The sequence below is a fragment of the Hymenobacter sp. M1-2 genome, from assembly GCF_057808495.1.
Genome location: NZ_JBTYZO010000029.1, coordinates 1 through 18,515, shown reverse-complemented (window position 1 = coordinate 18,515; position 18,515 = coordinate 1). Strand labels below are relative to the sequence as shown.

The following is an 18,515-nucleotide window of genomic DNA, read 5'->3' as shown; positions in this document are numbered from 1 at the left end:
CTGATGGAAACCCTCGAAAGAACCACCACGCTCGTCGCCCGGCCCCAATTCAAATCGCACTACGACAATTTTATTGGCGGTAAATGGGTGGCCCCGGTCAAAGGCCAGTACTTCGACAATCCCTCACCCATCGACGGACAGGCCTTTTGTAAAGTAGCCCGCAGCACCAAGGAAGATATTGAGCTGGCCCTGGATGCCGCCCACGAGGCTTTCAAAACCTGGAAAGACGCTTCGGCTACTACGCGCAGCAACATGCTGCTCAAGATTGCCGACATTATGGAGGCCAACCTGGAACATCTGGCCGCCGTGGAGTGCGTGGAAAACGGCAAGGCCATTCGCGAAACCATGGCTGCCGACTTGCCCCTCGCCATCGACCACTTTCGCTACTTCGCGGGCGTAATTCGGGCCGAAGAAGGCTCGGCTACGGAACTGGACAAGGACCGCGTTTCGCTGGTGATTCAGGAGCCGCTGGGCGTTATCGGGCAGATTATTCCGTGGAACTTCCCGCTGCTGATGGCCACCTGGAAAATCGCGCCCGCGCTGGCGGCTGGCAACTGCGTGGTGGTGAAACCCGCCGAGCAAACGCCCGCTTCCATTATGGTGCTCATGGAGTTGATTCAGGACGTGGTGCCCGCCGGGGTTTTGAACGTGGTAAACGGCTTCGGGCTGGAAGCCGGCAAGCCGCTGGCTTCGTCGCCGCGGGTGCAGAAAGTGGCCTTCACGGGCGAAACCACAACGGGCCGCCTGATTATGCAGTACGCTTCCGAAAACCTGATTCCGGTGACGATGGAGCTGGGCGGCAAGTCGCCGAACATCTTCTTTAAGAGCGTGATGGACGCCGACGACGATTTCCTCGACAAGGCCATTGAAGGCGGCGTGATGTTCGCCCTCAACCAGGGCGAAATCTGCACCTGCCCCTCGCGCATGCTGGTGCACGAAGACATTTACGACGAGTTCATCGAGCGCGTGATTGCGCGGGTAAAGGCCATCAAGCTCGGCAACCCGCTCGACAAGGAAACCATGATGGGCGCGCAAGCCAGCAACGACCAGTTCGAAAAAATCCTGAGCTACCTCGAAATCGGGAAGGCCGAAGGAGCCGAAGTGCTGGTGGGCGGCGAGGCGTACCAGCAGGAAGACGGCGCGCTGGCTGAAGGCTACTACATCCAGCCCACCATCTTCCGCGGCCACAACAAGATGCGCATCTTCCAGGAGGAAATCTTCGGCCCGGTGCTGTCCGTGACCACCTTCAAGACCACCGAAGAAGCCATTGCCATTGCCAACGATACGCTCTACGGCCTCGGGGCTGGCGTATGGACCCGCGACGCGCACGAGCTGTACCAAGTGCCCCGCGCCATTCAGGCCGGCCGCGTGTGGGTGAACTGCTACCACGACTATCCAGCTGGCGCGCCCTTCGGCGGCTATAAGGCGTCCGGTTTTGGCCGCGAGAATCACAAGATGATGCTCAACCACTATCGCCAAACCAAGAACATGCTCATTTCTTACAGCCAGCAGAAACTGGGTTTCTTCTAAGCTACAGTAAGATGTTGAAATAGAATCGTCCTCGTGAGTAGCTGATGTATCGAGCCCGCCAACAACTGGTGCTGCCGTGGCAACATGCATTGCAAACTCAGGAGGACGATTCTATTTTATATCTCGCTGTTCGTCACGCTGAAGCCGGCTTGTACAGCTCGACTTTCTGCAAATTATCAGTAAAGAATGCCGTAGAGTCGTTATGATTCAACTTGGCTGCTTGCGGCACCAACTGCTCCAAAACCTCCCATTCGTCTGCCTCAATGGCTTCACGGGCGGCTTCAATGACGGCCGGATTGTCGGTACCCCAGGCCAATGGACGAGGCTCGAAGCCAGTATACACCCCCTCATTGTCGCCACCAAATAAGGCTACGCACGGCACCCGCTCGCCTATCTGAATCGGGTGCAACGTGAGTTCAGGAATTGTTAGTTGCATCAGGCCCCACACGATGTTTCGTGGATTGGGGCCGTTACCGTTTTCCACGGCGGCGAGTATGGCTACGCGCAGTGGCGAGGTCGATGTGATAACTCCAGGAATGAGTAGACCGTTGGTATATGCATCACCAGTGAGCATTCGCCGAAAGCGCAACGCGAACAATCCTGCTGACATACCAATAATAAGCGCTATAAATCCAGCCCTGAGATGCCCTAAAGTAAAAAGCACGGCACTGATGCCAAGCAAACCTACACTCACAGCAAGCCCGATAAGTAAGTATTTCCGATAGCTGCGATGCGAAAGATCCAAGCGCCGGACTTTACGCATGTCGGGTTTAATATTGACGGCTCGGCTGGCCATAGAGGCGTTGAGAAACTCACCGGGGTCACCAATTTTTCGATCCATAGCTGACGTTAAAAAAGGATGGAGTATAAAACCAGCCTAAGTAAATACATTTTTTCGGCTCGTGTCCGAAACCTTCAAACTCATTATGCCCACCGAAACCACTCCCCGCGTCCTCGTAACGCCTGCCGCTGATAAAACCAAACCGGGACAGAAATGAAGAGTTGAATGCAACTTATCCAGTTCTTTATATTGAGCGTTCTGCTGCCTATACAAAGCAGCACGTAGTGAAAATCAAATGCCCTTCAACGTTCACATCCACACCGAGTATGACCGTACGCTAGGCGCACGCGTCCCGAAGACGGAAAATGCATACAAGGCAATGCGTGGGTTCCAAGCGTTGGGGTGCCACGTGGCGTTCTTCGACACACACGAAGAACTAGACTTGCAACTAAGCCGGGGGGATATAGTCGTAGGGTACATTAGCAACGCTGTGTACGCTTTCGACCGCTTAGAGGTAGAACAACCCGCCACCATAGATTATCCCCACGAATTAGAACCCTTCTACGGGCGACGTATTTGGCGTGGGAGGCTTTCAGAAGTCGCGGACCATCCGGAAACGTGGCCTGTTTTTGTCAAATCCCAAGCGCAGAAGGGCTTCACAGGAAAGGTCATCCGTACAGTCAAAGATTTACAGGGAACTGCTTATCAAAACTACGACCGCGACGTTATTATGTCCGAGGTTGTGGAGTTCGTGTCGGAGTGGCGCGGCTTTATTCGCCACGGGACAGTATACGACCTCAGAAGCTACACCGGACGCTGGGATGTATTTCCAGACCCCAAAGTAGTTCAAAGTGCCCTTGAGGCGTGGAAAACGTGCCCTGCGGGCTGCTCCATAGATTTCGGAGTTACCTCCGATGGGCGAACTTTAGTGATTGAGTGCAACGATGGTTTCGCCCTGGGCAGCTACGGTCTGAATCACTTGAAATACGCCAAGCTGATTAGTGCCCGCTGGCATGAAATCATGGGTCAACAAGACCCCTTCTTGTTTCTGAAATAGTGTTGACTTTTGACACAGCACGGGGATTAATAAAACTCTATATGCAGCAACTTGATACCTATATTATCGCAACTGTTGCTCTTAACTCACCAGCCAACGGAAGTTGGCGCTACCTGCCACCACCATGCCCACCGAAACCACTCCCCGCGTTCTAGTTACACCCGCCGCTGAGGCCACCATCGACCTACTCCGCGACGAGCACGGCCCGCTCATGTTTCACCAGAGTGGCGGCTGCTGCGATGGTTCCTCGCCCATGTGCTTCGCTAAAGGCGAGTTCCGGGTGGGAGCTAACGACGTATGGCTTGGCCAGATTCATGGCTGCGACTTCTTTATGAGCGCCAGCCAGTTTGAATACTGGAAACACACCCAGCTGACCGTGGACGTAACCAAAGGACGTGGCGCCAGCTTCTCGTTGGAAATTCCGCTCGGCGTACGATTTCTGATTCGCTCTCGTCTGTTCACAGAGGAGGAGTCCAAGAATATGGCGCCTATTTATGATGGAGAAGAATATCTCACTCGCCCGACAGAAAGCCTGTCTGGCTGAGTCAAAACTTTATTTTAAGGACGAGTATCTAGGTATTTATGCGGCGCCAAATCCGTATTAGGCCACGAGCAAATCCGTGTTTTCCAGTCGTTTTGAGAGGGTAGAAGGAGCGTATAGCCGTGCAGGCTGCTCCCTCTGGGAAGAGAGTAGTTCCACTGTTCTTTTCACCAATCACCATACCACCTCATGTTCTATCACGACAGAGAGCTCCAGTACAAAGTCCGGGTCGATAAGCCTAACCCTGCTTTTGCACGCATGTTGCAGCAAGCCATTGGCGGCATTGAAGGCGAAATCCGGGTGTGTTTGCAGTATTTATTTCAGGCCTGGGGTGCACGCGGACCGGAGAAATACCGCAACATGCTGCTCGAAACGGGCACGGAAGAAATAGCGCACATCGAAATGCTGGCAACGGCCGTGGCGCTCAATCTGGAAGGTGCTCCAACGAGCATGAAAGATGATTTTGCCAACGATAAAGTAATAGGAGCCGTGCTGGGCGGCATGGACCCCCGGCAGGTGCTTTCCTCTGGGCTGGCGGCTTTGGCTACGGATGCTAACGGAGTGCCTTTCAACGGCTCCTGGGTGGTAGGCAGCGGCAACATAGTGGCTGATATGTACAGCAACGTGGCCGCCGAGGCTACTGGCCGGACCTTGGCCACGCGCCTCTGGAACATGACTGACGACCCCGGCATGAAGGATTTCTTGTCGTTCCTGATTGCCCGCGACACTATGCACCAAAACCAGTGGCTGGCTGTAATCGAGGAAAATGGCGGCCTCAACGCGCTGCCCGTGCCCAACAGCTTCCCGCAGAGCGAAGAAGTACAAGGCTTCAACTATGCTTTCGTGAGCACCTACGTCGGCAACGACACCACCATCGGCGGCCGCTGGACAGAAGGTCCATCCATCGACGGCAAAGGCGAGTTCCACGTGAAGAAGGCCGCGCCACTGGGGGGCATCCCGGTACTGGCGCCCCCGAAGCCCGATGGCTTTGCTCAGAAAGAGCAAATGACCACCACGGACTCCATCATCGGAACCGTGAAAACCAAAATTGAAGGCGCGCTCAGCGGCAGCGGCGGCCACTCTAGCGAGTCGTAGTAGGCAACTGTAATAAGCATGAAAAAGCCCTGGCAAACACTTGCCAGGGCTTTTTGTATGAGGGAAGCCCAAGTGTATCGTTAATTACGGGCTTTTACGCCGAGGCCTTCTAGCTGCACGTAGCTGAGTTTCCAGGCGTTGTTTTTCTGTTTTTTCCAGAGCAGCAGAAAATTGCCTTCGCCTTCGCCGCGGGGCTCGTTGGGCCTTTCGGGCATTACTTCCGTCGAGAATTTGCCGGCTTCGTAGGCGATATTGGCGTCGATGCCGGAAGTGGTGGCGTAGGTTTTGAGGTTGGAAATGGTGCCCATGGTGGCGCGCACCCACTTATCGGATACTTCGGCCTTGCCATTGAAGCGCGTTTCGCCCTGGGCGTACTGCACGTCGTCGGCTAGCAAGGAGTCGAGTTGCACGGTGTTTTTGGCATTCCAAGCGCCAATAAACTGCTGGTTGAGACTCTGCACGTTGACAGCAGCGGCGGTTTCTTCCGACTTAGAGCCGGAGCAGGAGGCTAGCAAGACACTCCCGAGCAGGAGACCGAGAAAGGGTTTCATGAGAACAAAGGGTTTGGTGAAGGTGAGAGCAGAACGGGAAAACAAGCTGCGAAGGAACAGAAAACCCAGGTCCAAAGACCTGGGTTTTCGGCACGCTGCGAAGAAAAAGACTACCAGCTCTTGCGACGAACCTCAGAGTTCGGATAAGCTGCGGCGCTGGCGCTGTTGGTGTTGTTGGGCAAGTACACTACCCCGGAAGCTGAAGCAGCAGGCGTATATACCATGCTCGTATTGAGGTTGTATACATCGTCGGCGGAAAGGGCCTTGGTGGGAGCAGGCGCAGAAGAAGACTTGGCGGCCAAAGCTCTTTCTCTAGCTGCGCCAGCCCGGAAGGCAGCCTCGCGCTGGGCGGCGGCCCGATTGGCAGCGGCTACGCGGGCGGCTTCGGCTTTGCGCTTATTGTCGGTGTGCTTGCCAATGGCGTATCCTACGCCGGCACCGGCTACACCGCCTACAACACCACCCACGGCGCGGTTGCGCTTGTTGATGATAGCGCCAGCAGCGGCCCCACCTAGGCCGCCAATCACGGCGCCTTTAGCTTGGGGGCTCCACTTCTTTCTTTCCTGAGCTTGGGCGAAACCACTGAAAATTGTGGTGAAGAGAATCACAAGGGCGAAAATGAAACTGACCTTTTTCATGACTAAATGGTTGGAGTTGGGTGGGCTTGTTGCCCGGGTATGATGGGTAGATTACAAGCACCATGCCAGTACGAAAGGACCAAGTTTGAGGTTTGACTCGACACTAGCAGTAGAAGGTGAGAAAAGCGGCGGGCCGCGGGCCGCCAAAAAGTGGGTTAAATATACAGCAATTCAGCTTTTTGCGTACAGTTAGCCATGAAAGAAAAACTACTGTTGCGCGTAGCCGAAAGTTTTTCACTGACGGGCCTCGGAGTGTTGCTTTTTCCTGGTGAGCTATCCCCCGCGCTTGCCTCATTCGAGCTTCACATGGCCCTGGCTCTAACGCTGCGCTACCCCAACGGCACCGAAGAGCCAGCCGTGGGCAGCGTAGAAGAAGTAGCCCGCTCTGAAACTCCCAAAATTCGCGCGCTCCTGTTCACACACGAAGACGCAACCCCAGTCCCCGCTGGCACGGGAGTATGGTGGAACGGCGAGGAATCCGGCTGGTAGCTTGCTTGAGTGCTGATGTTGTGGACGCCTGCCCGTCTGCCCGCTTTTTTGGCGGGCTGACGGGTCGCCGCCTGCTCCTATCAAGCAAGTACAACAGGCTTAAAAGCTCTGTACACTGCAACCCAGGTTAAACACTCATAAGCAAACTAGCCCGACGACTCTACAAGTCGCCGGGCTAGGAAAGAACTAAGCCAGGACTTACGCCCGGCGGCGCTTGTTTAGCCCCGGAGGGGCGGTATATCGGTAGAAAAAAAGCCGCGCTATGGAACCAAGCCCCGTCGGGGCGACACCAATTGTTGAACGGGTGGTGTCGCCCCGACGGGGCTGTAGTGGTTTTTACCGGCTGATTTCTACCGACATACCGCCCCGCTGGGGCTTCCCACAGGCCGCCGGGCATAAGTCCTACAAGCATCAAAACCAGCTGCTACTGAAGCAAAGTGCCAACGGCTTTCTTGAGCGTGGCCGAACCGCTACCCCACTCTCGCAGCCGCGCCTGCACGGTTTCCGGTGTGGGCTGCTGGGTGCGGCTCGTAAGGTCGGCGTAGGTTTCGATGAGCTTGCGGGTGTTGCGCAGCGGAGCAGCGGGCAGTAGCGGCAGCAACGTGTTGAGGAGTTGGCGCAAAGCGTCGTCAATGGCAGGGCTGATGGCGCGGGCCTGGGCCAAGTTGTCGGTGAGGCGCTGCACGGGCGCGTACTCCCCAACCAGCAATTTGCCCAGCGCCGTACCCAAGGCTACCGGTTCGAGCCGGCGAGTTTCAATAGCTGACAGCAGCACTTCCAGCGCCAGCGCCCGGCAAACGGGCGCGCTGTGGGTGAGGCCGATGGCTAGTAGCGTCGCAATGGGTTCCTCGAAGCGCGGGCCGGCACCGAGCAGGGTAGGCAGGAACTTTTGCATGGCGTCGCGTCCTTCCGAGCCCATTTCGTTGGTGCGGCAGGCATTGCGGAGCAAGTGCCAGTACACTGGGCTAGGGTTGTTGGGTAGCACCGAGAGTAGGAACGGTAAATTGTTGGTCACCGACCAGAGGTGGTAGTAATTGCTGTAGCTCTCCTTTTCCTGCGGCTGCCGGACGTGCAGCGAGTAGAGCAGCAGGTGCGAGGGCAACGGCTGGCTTTCAGGCTCCGGACTCAGCTGTAGCTCCTGCCAGGTGTGCGTGACTTCAGGCTGTTCCTTGTTCCAGCTTTGCTTGTAGATAGTCGACTGCTGCTGGAAGTGCCAGGTGGGTTGCCAGGGCGTAGCTACGTTAGGGTAATCGGAGAGGCTGCGGAGTTCTTCCAGGGTTGCCTGCGGGTAGCGAGTCCGGGCGGCCATGGCCCACAGCCAGGGCAGCGCTTCCTGAAGCGAGGAAACGGGTTTGGGCCGGAATGGTATAAGCTTCGCCAGGCGCTTCGTGAAGTTTTTCACGGCCGACTTACCAGCTACCGCCGCGGCCGGAATGGGTAAGGGCTGTTCGGCAGCAGGAGCCAGGAACCAGTCGAGCAGTTCCCGCAGCTCATCGGACTGAAGCTGGGCCAACTGCTGACGGGCGGTGGCCATTTCGTCGGCGGCACTCACGGCCGTGCGGGCTAGTGCTATGGCCAGGTCGGCGGGGTTGGGCTCTTGGCCGGCAGCTTGGTAAACGAGCAGCTTTTGCACCAGCATCGAAGGCGCTACCCAATGCGGTGCGTGGCTGGGGGTGCTCAGCAGTGGTAGGGGCGAGGAGGTTTGCATCTGCTCCTCCACGGCCGCGAGCCGCTGTTGCTCTACCCGTAATAGAGGGTCGGGCCGGCTATACTGCTGGTTGGCGAGGGAAACTTCCGGCACCTTGAGGCGCACGAACCCCGTGAACCAGCTGATGAGCAAGGCCCAGATCAAATCATGCTCGCCAACGCGCCAGTCGGGGCGGTGCTCCAGCAGTATGGTGGTCGTTTCTGCCTCGGTCTTGTCTTTCAAGGCCCACGGCATAGCCTGGTGCATATAGGGCCGGAGCTGCTGCTCGTAGCCAGCCGGAAACTGCCCCCGCAGCCGCAGCAAGCCATCGAGCCAACGTTCTACGGCGGCTGGTTCTTTGTGCTGAATCACCTGCCCGGTCAGAAACAGCAGCTCGTGCCAGTCCCGCACCGGAGCAATGGCCGTGGCGGGAGATATGTCCGGGGCAAAGCCAGCGTGCGGCGCGTAGGTTTCGGCAGTTGCCGTCGCGGTTTGCTCGTTCGGGGCCGTCAGAAACGGCGCTACCACCTTGCGGGCGGGCGGGTTGAGCAAGTCGGCGTAAAGACTGATGGAGTCGGTGACTTCCCCTGCCTCATCGGAGGAGAGCAGGGGCTTTTTGGCGCTGAGGATGCTGGCTAGCACCTTGGCGGCGCGTTCCTGCACGCTGGCGTCGGCATTGGCTAAGGCCGAGGCGCTGAGGCGGGCCAGCGTGGGCGCCAGCGTGGGGTCGCGCTTGAGCAGCTTCTCGAACCCCCCAAACAAGGTGCGCAGGCCGGTTTTGAGGTCCTGGCGCGTGAGCAGGCCTTCGGCGTAGAGCAGCAGCGGAGCAGGCTCGAACACCGCATCCGCCCACAGGTCTTTGAGCTGGTCGAAGGCGAAATTGACGACCAGCGGCAGTGAGTGAGCCAGCAGCTCTACCAACTCAGCTTGCCGGGCCATACGCTCCTCGGCCGTGGGCCGCAAAGCCGTAAACAGGTTCTTGAACCACGTCAGCAGCGGGCGGCGGAAGTCGCGGCGGAGCGCCAGCAGGCAGCGCGTGAGGATGTCGGCCCGGTCGAGGTGGCCCGACTCAATCAGGGACGGAATCAGCGTGAGCCAGGAAACCAGCTCACGTTCCTTGCCGGTCCAGGTGCTACTAGAATCGGCATTCGTGTCGAAGTCGAACAAGAGCGGGATGTCGCGTTGCAGCAAGGTATCATCGGCGCGCAGGTCTTGCAGAATCGACTGGTCGTAGCCTTCAATATCACTGCCCTTTACGCTGTTGCGCCGCCAGTTGTAATGGTTCAGCATATGCGCTACTGATTGCGCAAACAGCCACGGCTCGTGCGGCAGCAGCTCCCGCTTCTCTAACGCGCGCAGCACCCGGTACTGCGGCGCCGACCACGGATTGGAGCGCGTCAGGCGAGTCAACCAATCGGCTAGCCAATCGGGCCGGGCGTGTTCGAGAACAGTGAGGAAAGCGGGCTGCTCTGCGGTCGGTTTGTTAAGATTGTCAACCTCGAACTCCAACCGCGTGTCGAACCCACGCGCCAGCGCCTCCTTGCGCGAGTACGTAGCCAGGCCCGCCAGAAACAGCATGTTGGTTTGCTCCGGCGTAATGAGACAGTTCCACTCAAATTTGCCCGGCTTCACTTCGCGCTGCTTGTATTCCTCTAGCTCCTTCTTGAGGCTTTTCGCCTTCTGCCGCACGGGCACAATGTTTTTCTTGTCCAGTTGCAGCAGAAAAGGCATTAGTTCATTGGTCTTCTGCTGGCGGATAATCTGCTCAAAGGTTTCAGCGGCGGAAACGTTGGACATACGGAAGGCTACTTGGTTTTATACAAAAGTGGAACGTAAGGGTGTAAGCCCGTTTCATGGGCAAATCGATATAGGCACTATTTACTCACTCCGAAGGAAGAGCGAACAAGCCGAGAGGGGTAATTACAGGAAAAACTACATTTCGTGGCTGTTCCGGCAACGGCTTCGTTGTTCGCCAAGCGCTTAGCTAGGATGTGCGAACAGTCAGTCGGAAAGACCGTCATGCAGAGGCGCAGCCGTAGGGGGTAAATCTTTTTTGACTATTACCCTGACATCAGCACGCGAGATGCTTCGGCTGCGCCTCTGCATGACTGTTCACCCAAGGAGAATAGATTCCGGCTGTTACGGCCATCACTCTCCAGGTGCGAACAACGAAAAACGAACAGCGAAAACCATTTTGCTAGGCGAAGCGCATCTGGGTGGCCAGAATGTGCTTGCAGGGGCCGCGCTGGCCCTGATGGTCGCTGAACCAGGTGCAGGTGCAGCGGGGCGGCTCGGCGCCGCCTACCAGCACGGTGTGCCACACGCCGGTGCCCCGCACGCGGGCTTCGGTACGGCCGCCGGCTCCCACGCCCACTAGCTGCACATCGTCGGCGGCTTCGAGCAGGGCGCGGGCGTTTTTCAGGCGCGGATTCAGACTCAGGATGCGACCCATCTTGAAGGGCAGGCGCCGGTAGAAATGCTGGTTATCGGCCAGGTCGAAACCGAGCAGGCCCATGGCCGAGAGGCTGGCGCAGAGCCGGTCCACGGTGTTGGGGGCAAGGTTGTTTTCGAGGGCGAAGAGGGTGGGATTGAAGGTTTCGTTGCCCCGGAACAGGCGGTTGGCGCCGGCCACCCACTCAGCGGGCAGCTCATCCATCAGTGTTTCGAGCTGGTTGCCTTCACCCGAAAACCCGCGCCACACATCCGCCGACAACGCCAGCAGAAACCGTTGCCCGCCCCCCAGCTCCAGCACGAAAGCCGCCGACTGGCCATCGGGCGTAGCAAATACGCGCACGGCCTCGCAGAGCGGGAGCAGGCCTTCGAGCAGGCGCAAGCGGTGCACGCCGCCCACGCGCACCGCGCCGGGGCTGGCTACCGGCGCGAAGCTAGGCCGTGGGCCGCGCAGCACTAGGAAGAAGTCGGTTTTGGTGGAACCGGCCGGCAGGCCCTGGATGAGCTGCACGGCTTGCACGCGAGTAAGGCGCAGCTTTTCCTCCATCAGCGCCAAGTAAGCTTGCACGCTTGTGAGGCCCTTGATCCAACGTTCCGGCAGGGTCACTTTGCGTTCCACCACCTTGCCCGCGGCCCGTTCCAGCACCACTTCCTTCTCGCCCACCGACAGAATAACGGGCTCGGTGCGGGCAATGCGGGCCAGGGCGTTTACCATCGGCTCGTTAAAATCGACGTTGGTGGTGCCGCTGCTCAGGAATTCACCATCGAGGGCCTCGGAGTTCAGATCGAGGCGGGCGTAGACGCCGTTGCAGGACGAAAACGCCTCGAACCGCAACTGTCCCGCGCCGGCCGTCACGATAGGGTCGCGGAGGGCAGCACTCTGGGGCACGAAACGCGAAGCCACCACTTTGGCCAGGGTGCTCAGGCCCCGCGCCGCCAGCCAGGAGTCGCGGAGGCGGCCCCAGAAGAAGCAGGAAGTATCGGTAGTGGCTTGCTCTTCGGCGAAGGCGGAAAGCAGCAGGGAATTGCCTTCCGGGCGAGCTTCAAGAGTGGAAGGACGGGCGTACGCGTAGGCAAAATCAGACATCGGCAGATAGATGAGTTTCAGGTACTAAGAAACCACAAAAAAGCCCCAAATACTAGTTATTTGGGGCTTTTTTGCTTTAAAAAATGATATCCAAAGATTGAGAAAACTATGCTGTCAAGCAGCGTATTTCGTGCATCAACTTGGGCTTACGTCGACAGCAACAACTACGGTGTCCCGAAGGCGCTGAGAGCGGTACCAAAGCTGCTATCTGCCACTAAACTCAGGGACAAGAAGAGTTAGAACAGAAGGATGCGTCATTCCTCTGTCCGCCTTTTACTAGGCCACCTCACAGGACTACAAGAAAAAGGATATTTGACTACTTGCAGGTGTTATACCCTGTTTTAAACAATCATATATTTAAAATATATTATGGTTTTTTTTTAAGTTAATGATTAGTTTTATTAACTTGTTGTTCAGCGCTACGGATCATTCATCATTACTCTACTTCCATATATACCCGTTACATGTAAGCAGTGCACAAACAGCTTCATTTAGGAAAATGTACTAGTTTATAGTACCTATTCTTGGCTCCGTTCCGTCGTAGATGCTTGACTTATTTTGGTTGGGGGTTACTGCTTATATGTTGCCTTACCTTGTTTAGCCCCTCACTTCTTCATATTGACTTTTCGCGCTTCTCCGCTTAAATGAGATGTCTACGTCTTTTCCTTCAAATCAATTTTTCATGATTTTACTCCTTTACTCTACGTACTATGAAAAAAACACGTTTCTGGCCCTTGCTGATCGGTTCACTTGGGGTCTCTCTCTCTTTGTTCGGTCAGTGTAAACTGGACTACTCCAATTACCAAGTTGTTTTTGAAGACAACTTCGATACTTATTCTAACGTCGGACAACTCAGCGCTAAATGGAGCATTGGGGATCCTTATGAAGGCTGGGGCAGCGAACATTACAGTTGGAGCCAAGTGTCTCTGCAGCCGGGTGGCATTGTGCGCTTAACAGCGACTCGTATTACTCCATTCTGGATTCCTGTTGCTCCTCCTAATAAGCCTCGTCAGATTAAATATCTCTCTGGAAGGCTAAAATCCAAATTGGTTTTAGACCCGAGTCCCTACCCTGCTCCGGATCCTGGAGGATTTACCTACGGTTTATTTGAAATTCGCTGTAAACTTCCCACAAACAATAACGGTGATTGGCCTGCTTTCTGGTTATATACAGGCTCCACGGAGATTGATGTCTTGGACAGTCAAGACAATGGTGCTGATAGAGTGCAATCAGGGGTCCTAGATTGGGCAAAAAGAAATACTTATTGCGCCGCTCATCCGGATGAGTGTGATAATTATCCAGGTCATGAATGGACCAGTGGTGGTATTTCGGTTAAAGATGGCCCAGATCTAAGCCAAGCGTTTCATACCTATTCGGTCATGTGGACGCCAACGCGGGTCACCTTCTTTTTTGACGGCCGCGAGACGTATACTATTGATTCCAGGCGAGTTCGAACGTATCCAGAGCCCGCTTTTATCTTAGCCAACTTGCAGATGACAACATACAGCGAAATTTCTGAAGCGCACATGGATATTGATTACATCCGGGTTTACAAACCCAGCGGCTATCAGGCTGGAGGGGTGAGTCCTGGAAATTACGACCTAGCTTACAAATCGAGTTCTGAATTCGTGAATTACTCGATCAACGCGGCCGTTTCCAATGCCCCCCTAGTAAGCTCAGCCGCGGGTTCGATTGCAACTAACCCTAACAACCCGAATGAGGTGTTCTATCGCGGTAATGACGACCGACTGTACCGGGCCCTGAAAGGCATTAACAATCAGTGGAGTGTTCAAGCGCTTCCCCACAACCAGAATAATTTCAATGATCGCGTTCATGGCGATGTTACCTTCAACGCGCAGTATGGTATTGTTACCTACCGGGGTTATGACAACCGCGTACAATACTTCGGCTTTTATCAAGGCTGGTACCATGCCGTTTTCGGGCAAACTTCTGCCTACTTAGCTAAGAATGCGCCCGGCAATTTGACGAACGCGGCCAATGGAGACATCTTCTATATCGGTCCAGACAACAAGGTGCATCGTATTATCGGTGGCACCTGGACTCATGAACTGTTACCTTACACGTACGAGAGTGCCAGCTTCGCTCTTGGCGATATTAATGTCGCCACTAATATGACCGTGTTTTACAAAGGAAATGATAACCGCTTGCAGGCCTTTTGGCGGGATGGAAACGGTACATACAATCATACCTGGATTGATGATGCCTGGAGCACGAGAGAATACGAAGTTTCTCCCAAACCATATTCAATTGCTCCAATAGCGAACAACGGAAGGGTTTACTACATTGGTACAGATGACAAAATTCATGAGTTCGCGTTTGTGGCTGGCGATTGGAAATCCACTTTACTCCCCCACGACTATGACAACGTAGGCGGCGTTGCGAACCGTGCGACCTACGCTAAGGGCAATATCATCTGGGATGAGGCCTCTCAACGCGTGGTGTACATAGGCTACGACGGCCGGATGCAAAATTTCTACCAAGCGAATAACACCTGGCAGCACTGGTGGGTTGACGACTATTGGAATACTACATTATTTAATTCCTTCACCAACGGTTCATCGAATCAGTATTCGTCACTCTCCGTGAATAGTGCAGCCGTATTCTACTGCGGCAAAGATAATCAGCTGCGCTATTTCCAGTATGGACCTTGTGAGAATTTGAATCCTAACGACGGCAGTACCATGCCGCTGTTGCGCGGAGCGGGCGTACTCTCCACGAAAAAGAACGAGTTAGGAGGACAATTGCAAGTATATCCTAATCCGACACAGGCGCACCTTGCCATTGAACTGCCACAAACGCTGAGCGCTCGGGAAAGCGGACAGTTCTTACTGTACGCCTCCACAGGCAATCTCCTGCAAACCGGAGTAGTCAAAGCGAAGCAGTTTCAAGTTGACGTATCCGGTTACCAGCCGGGTATCTACCTGCTAAAAGTAGTGATTGGTACCAGGACATTTACCCATAAAGTCATCAAGGAATAAGGTGCTATTAGCATGTCCGTGTTCAATACTCTTATTTCATCACTACCCTGGAATCCCTGCCTAAGCCAGATTTTGGGGTAGTGATGAGATAAGAGACTTTACAAAAGAAGTCCCGTCGGATCTTGTTCTCGTCCATGGCAAGTCAATCATACCATTGCTGTATGACCCACGAGCGATTGAATGAGCAGGGTTTATGAGTACACCACACCTTTGGCGAAAGTAATAGAGCTTCTAGACACGAATCTGCCTACTTGCTATAGGAAAATCACTCATAACGCCCGCAACGCCGCGATTCTGGCTCCTAGGCTGGCTGCGGCGTGGGGTGTTCACCTTCGCCAGGAGCGGCGGGGCCGCCGTGTTTCGCGTCGGGTTTGTAGTTGGCTTCCAGCTCGGCTAGCTTCTCTTTACCGTAGGCCATGCGCGTGATGAGCACGTAGAGCACCGGCACGATGAAGATGGCTAGGGAAGTGGCGGCCAGCATCCCGCCAAATACGGTCCAGCCGATGGTTTGGCGGCTTTGGGCCCCGGCGCCGGACGCGAATACCAGCGGCAGCACGCCCAGGATGAAGGCCAGCGAAGTCATCACGATGGGGCGCAGACGCAGGCGCACGGCTTCTAGGGTGGCTTCTACCAGCGGCTGGCCCCTATCTACCCGTTCCTTAGCGAATTCAATGATGAGGATGGCGTTTTTAGCCGACAAGCCAATGAGCGTAATCAGGCCAATTTGGGCGTAGACGTTGTTGGTGAGCTTGGGCAGGAAGGTGAGGGCCAGAATAGCCCCGAAAGCACCCACCGGCACGGCTAGCAGCACCGCAAACGGCACCGACCAACTTTCGTAAAGCGCCGCCAAAAACAGAAACACGAAGGCAATAGACAGCGCGAAGATGTACACCGTCTGGCCGCCGGCTATCAACTCTTCCCTAGTCAGGCCCGAAAACTCGAAGCCGTAGCCCTGCGGCAGCGCCTGCGCGGCGGTTTCCTGCAAAGCCTTGATGGCATCACCGGAGCTGTAGCCGGGAGCGGCGTTGCCGTTGATTTCGGCCGAGCGGAACAGGTTATAGTGCGAGATGAGCGGGGCGCTTTCCGTGCGCTGGTAGCTGGTGAGCGTGCTCAGAGGCACCATGCCGCCCGTGCTGTTGCGCACGTAGTACTGGCCCAGGTTGCTGATGTCGCCGCGGTACATGGAGTCGGCTTGGGTCACGACGCGGAAGTTGCGGCCGTAGACGGTGAAATCGTTGACGTAGGCGCTGCCCAGGTAGGTGCGTAGCGCCGTGCCCACGTCGGAAATCGAGACGCCTAGCTTCTTGGCTTTTTCCCGGTCGATGGTGAGCTGGTAACCGGGCGTGTTGGCGGTGAAGAACGAGAAGGGAGCCGCTACTTCGGGCCGCTTGCGCAACGCGCCGAGGAAGCTTTGGAGCGTGGCGTCGAAGTTGCGAATGTCGCCGCCGGCTTCGCGTTCCTGGAGCACGAAGGAGAAGCCGCCGGTGTTGCCAAGGCCCGGAATGGCGGGCGGCGAAATCACGACGATGTTGGCTTCTTTAAGGCGGCTCAGGCGTTTCTGCACGGTGGCTATCAGGCCCTGCAACTGTAGTTCCTTGTCTTCCCGCTCGTCCCAGGGCTGGAGTTGGCAAAACACCGTGCCGCTGTTCGATTTGGACGAGAAGTTCACGGCGTTCAGGCCCCCCAGGCCGGCGTAGTGCCGAATGCCTTTCACTTGGCTCAGCTCCTTCATAATCTCGTTGAGCGTGCTCACGGTGCGCGACGTAGAGGAAGCTTCCGGCAAGTTGAACGTCACGATGATGCGGCCTTCATCTTCGGTGGGAATGAAGCCTGAAGGCTTTTTCACAAACAGCAACACTGTGCCCACCACAATACACACCAGAATAACAACCACGAAACGCGCGTGCTTGATGCCGCTTTTCACGCCGTTGCCGTATCGGTTGGTCACCTTATCGAACCAGGTGTTGAACCGGAAGAACAGCTTGTTGAGGCCCTTCGATTGCTCGTCGCGCTTGCTGGGTTTGAGCAGCAGTACGCATAGAGCCGGTGTGAGCGAAAGCGCCACGAAGGCCGAAATCAGCACGGAAATGGCGATGGTGATGGCAAACTGCTGATAAAGCCGCCCCGTGATGCCAGGAATGAAACCCACCGGCACGAACACCGCCGCCAGAATGAGGGCAATGGCAATAACCGGCGCCGAGATTTCACGCATGGCTTGCAGCGTGGCATCCACCGCGCTCATGCCTTCCTCGTTCATGTTGTGTTCCACGGCTTCCACTACCACAATGGCGTCATCGACCACAATCCCGATGGCCAGCACGAAGCCGAACATGGTGAGCGTATTGATAGTGAAGCCCAGCGGAATGAAGAAAATAAACGTGCCCACGATGGACACCGGAATGGCCAGCACCGGAATGAGCGTGGAGCGCCAGCTTTGCAGGAAGACAAACACCACCACCGTCACCAGCAGCAGGGCCTCCACCAGCGTGTGCAGCACTTCCTCAATGGACACCCGCACTACCGTAGCGGATTCGAAAGGCACCACGTATTCGAGGTCGGCGGGGAACTGCTTTTTGAGCTGTTCCATGGTGGCATTCACGTTTTCAAACGTAGCCAGGGCGTTGGCGCCGGGGGCCTGATACACGAGCAGGTAGGCGGCGCGCTTGCCGTCCACGAAGGAGTTGTTGCTGTAGTTGAACTTGCCCAGTTCCAGGCGGGCCACATCCTTCAGATACACCACTGAGCCATCTTCGGGCCGGGTCTTGACGACGATGTTGCCGAATTCTTCGGTGGTGGTGAGGCGGCCTTTTACGAACACGATGTACTCGAAGGTCTGGCCCGTTTGCTGGGGCGGGGCGCCAATGGAGCCGGCCGCAATCTGGGCGTTCTGCTCCTGAATAGCGGCCGTCACTTCCTGGGCCGTTACGCCGAGCTGCGAGAGTTTATCGGTTTTGAGCCACACGCGCATGGAGAAGTCATCGGCCCGCGACACAATGTCGCCGACGCCCTTGGTGCGCAGCAGCGCGTCCTTGACGAACACGTTGGCGTAGTTGTCGAGGAAGGTGGTGTTATGGGAGCCTTTGGGGGCGTAGAGTGCCACCAGCATCAGAATGCTGGGGTTACGTTTGCGCACCGTGAGGCCCAGGCGCTGCACTTCCTGCGGCAATGTCGGCTGGGCAATACCCACGCGGTTTTGCACGTCGAGGGCCGCAATGTTGATGTCGGTGCCTACTTCGAAGTTCACCGTCATACTCATTTGCCCGTTGCTGGTGCTGTTGCTTTGCAGGTAGGTCATGCCCGGCGTGCCGTTCACCTGCACTTCCACGGGTGTGGCCACAGTTTGCTCCACAGTTTGGGCATCGGCGCCGGTATATATGCCACTCACCGACACGGTAGGCGGCGTGATTTCCGGGTACTGGCCGACCGGCAGATTCAGGATGGCCAGCGTCCCGACCAGCACTATCACCAGCGAGGTGACAATGGCCGTGACGGGACGCCGAATAAAGGTTTCTGCAATCATGGTGAGGCTGTTAGCTAGTGGCTACTGGGCTAGGGCTAGTTTTCAACTCCCCTCCTTTTTTCAAGGAGGGGTGGCCGCAGGCCGGGGTG

12 protein-coding genes are annotated in these 18,515 nt (G+C 56.2%); 6 read left to right on the top strand and 6 right to left on the bottom strand.

Annotated elements, in window-relative coordinates:
• Window positions 1-3 precede the first annotated feature (3 nt).
• The gene (locus ACYSMN_RS22195; protein ID WP_488926115.1) at window positions 4-1,530 is read left to right on the top strand and encodes an aldehyde dehydrogenase family protein; all 1,527 of its coding nucleotides are present in this window, start codon (window positions 4-6) and stop codon (window positions 1,528-1,530) included.
• A gap of 133 nt (window positions 1,531-1,663) precedes the next feature.
• Here the strand turns inward: ACYSMN_RS22195 and ACYSMN_RS22190 are convergent, their stop codons facing one another.
• On the bottom strand, window positions 1,664-2,371 hold the full coding sequence (locus tag ACYSMN_RS22190) for a DUF3239 domain-containing protein (protein WP_488926114.1): 708 nt from the start codon (window positions 2,369-2,371) through the stop codon (window positions 1,664-1,666).
• Between the two features lie 430 nt (window positions 2,372-2,801).
• Here ACYSMN_RS22190 and ACYSMN_RS22185 point away from each other — a divergent pair, with 430 nt between their 5' ends.
• The 3 genes from ACYSMN_RS22185 (at window position 2,802) to ACYSMN_RS22175 (ending at window position 5,004) form a co-directional block, all read left to right on the top strand.
• A complete protein-coding gene (locus tag ACYSMN_RS22185; protein ID WP_488926113.1) occupies window positions 2,802-3,368 on the top strand; it encodes an ATP-grasp domain-containing protein in 567 nt (188 codons plus the stop codon).
• 124 nt (window positions 3,369-3,492) lie between these two features.
• A complete protein-coding gene (locus ACYSMN_RS22180; protein ID WP_488926112.1) occupies window positions 3,493-3,912 on the top strand; it encodes a DUF779 domain-containing protein in 420 nt (139 codons plus the stop codon).
• A gap of 186 nt (window positions 3,913-4,098) precedes the next feature.
• Window positions 4,099-5,004 (top strand): manganese catalase family protein, encoded by a 906-nt coding sequence (locus ACYSMN_RS22175; protein WP_488926111.1) that lies wholly within the window; start codon window positions 4,099-4,101, stop codon window positions 5,002-5,004.
• Window positions 5,005-5,084: 80 nt separating this feature from the next.
• Here the strand turns inward: ACYSMN_RS22175 and ACYSMN_RS22170 are convergent, their stop codons facing one another.
• Together ACYSMN_RS22170 and ACYSMN_RS22165 are read right to left on the bottom strand one after the other, a co-directional pair.
• Entirely contained in the window at window positions 5,085-5,555 is a 471-nt protein-coding gene (locus ACYSMN_RS22170; protein WP_488926110.1) for a YybH family protein, read from the bottom strand.
• 110 nt (window positions 5,556-5,665) lie between these two features.
• Window positions 5,666-6,193, bottom strand: a complete 528-nt coding sequence (locus ACYSMN_RS22165) for a YMGG-like glycine zipper-containing protein (protein ID WP_488926109.1) — start codon at window positions 6,191-6,193, stop codon at window positions 5,666-5,668.
• Between the two features lie 195 nt (window positions 6,194-6,388).
• Here ACYSMN_RS22165 and ACYSMN_RS22160 point away from each other — a divergent pair, with 195 nt between their 5' ends.
• Window positions 6,389-6,682, top strand: a complete 294-nt coding sequence (locus tag ACYSMN_RS22160; RefSeq protein WP_488926108.1) for a hypothetical protein — start codon at window positions 6,389-6,391, stop codon at window positions 6,680-6,682.
• 424 nt (window positions 6,683-7,106) lie between these two features.
• Here the strand turns inward: ACYSMN_RS22160 and ACYSMN_RS22155 are convergent, their stop codons facing one another.
• Both ACYSMN_RS22155 and ACYSMN_RS22150 read right to left on the bottom strand, forming a co-directional pair.
• Window positions 7,107-10,166: a DUF6493 family protein gene (locus ACYSMN_RS22155; protein WP_488926107.1), complete on the bottom strand. Its 3,060-nt coding sequence runs from the start codon at window positions 10,164-10,166 to the stop codon at window positions 7,107-7,109.
• A gap of 400 nt (window positions 10,167-10,566) precedes the next feature.
• Entirely contained in the window at window positions 10,567-11,907 is a 1,341-nt protein-coding gene (locus tag ACYSMN_RS22150; protein WP_488926106.1) for an SWIM zinc finger family protein, read from the bottom strand.
• Window positions 11,908-12,617: 710 nt separating this feature from the next.
• Between ACYSMN_RS22150 and ACYSMN_RS22145 the strand changes: the two genes are divergently transcribed.
• The gene (locus tag ACYSMN_RS22145) at window positions 12,618-14,906 is read left to right on the top strand and encodes a family 16 glycosylhydrolase (RefSeq protein ID WP_488926105.1); all 2,289 of its coding nucleotides are present in this window, start codon (window positions 12,618-12,620) and stop codon (window positions 14,904-14,906) included.
• Window positions 14,907-15,207: 301 nt separating this feature from the next.
• Here ACYSMN_RS22145 and ACYSMN_RS22140 read toward each other — a convergent pair whose 3' ends face one another.
• On the bottom strand, window positions 15,208-18,426 hold the full coding sequence (locus ACYSMN_RS22140; protein ID WP_488926104.1) for an efflux RND transporter permease subunit: 3,219 nt from the start codon (window positions 18,424-18,426) through the stop codon (window positions 15,208-15,210).
• Window positions 18,427-18,515 lie beyond the last annotated feature (89 nt).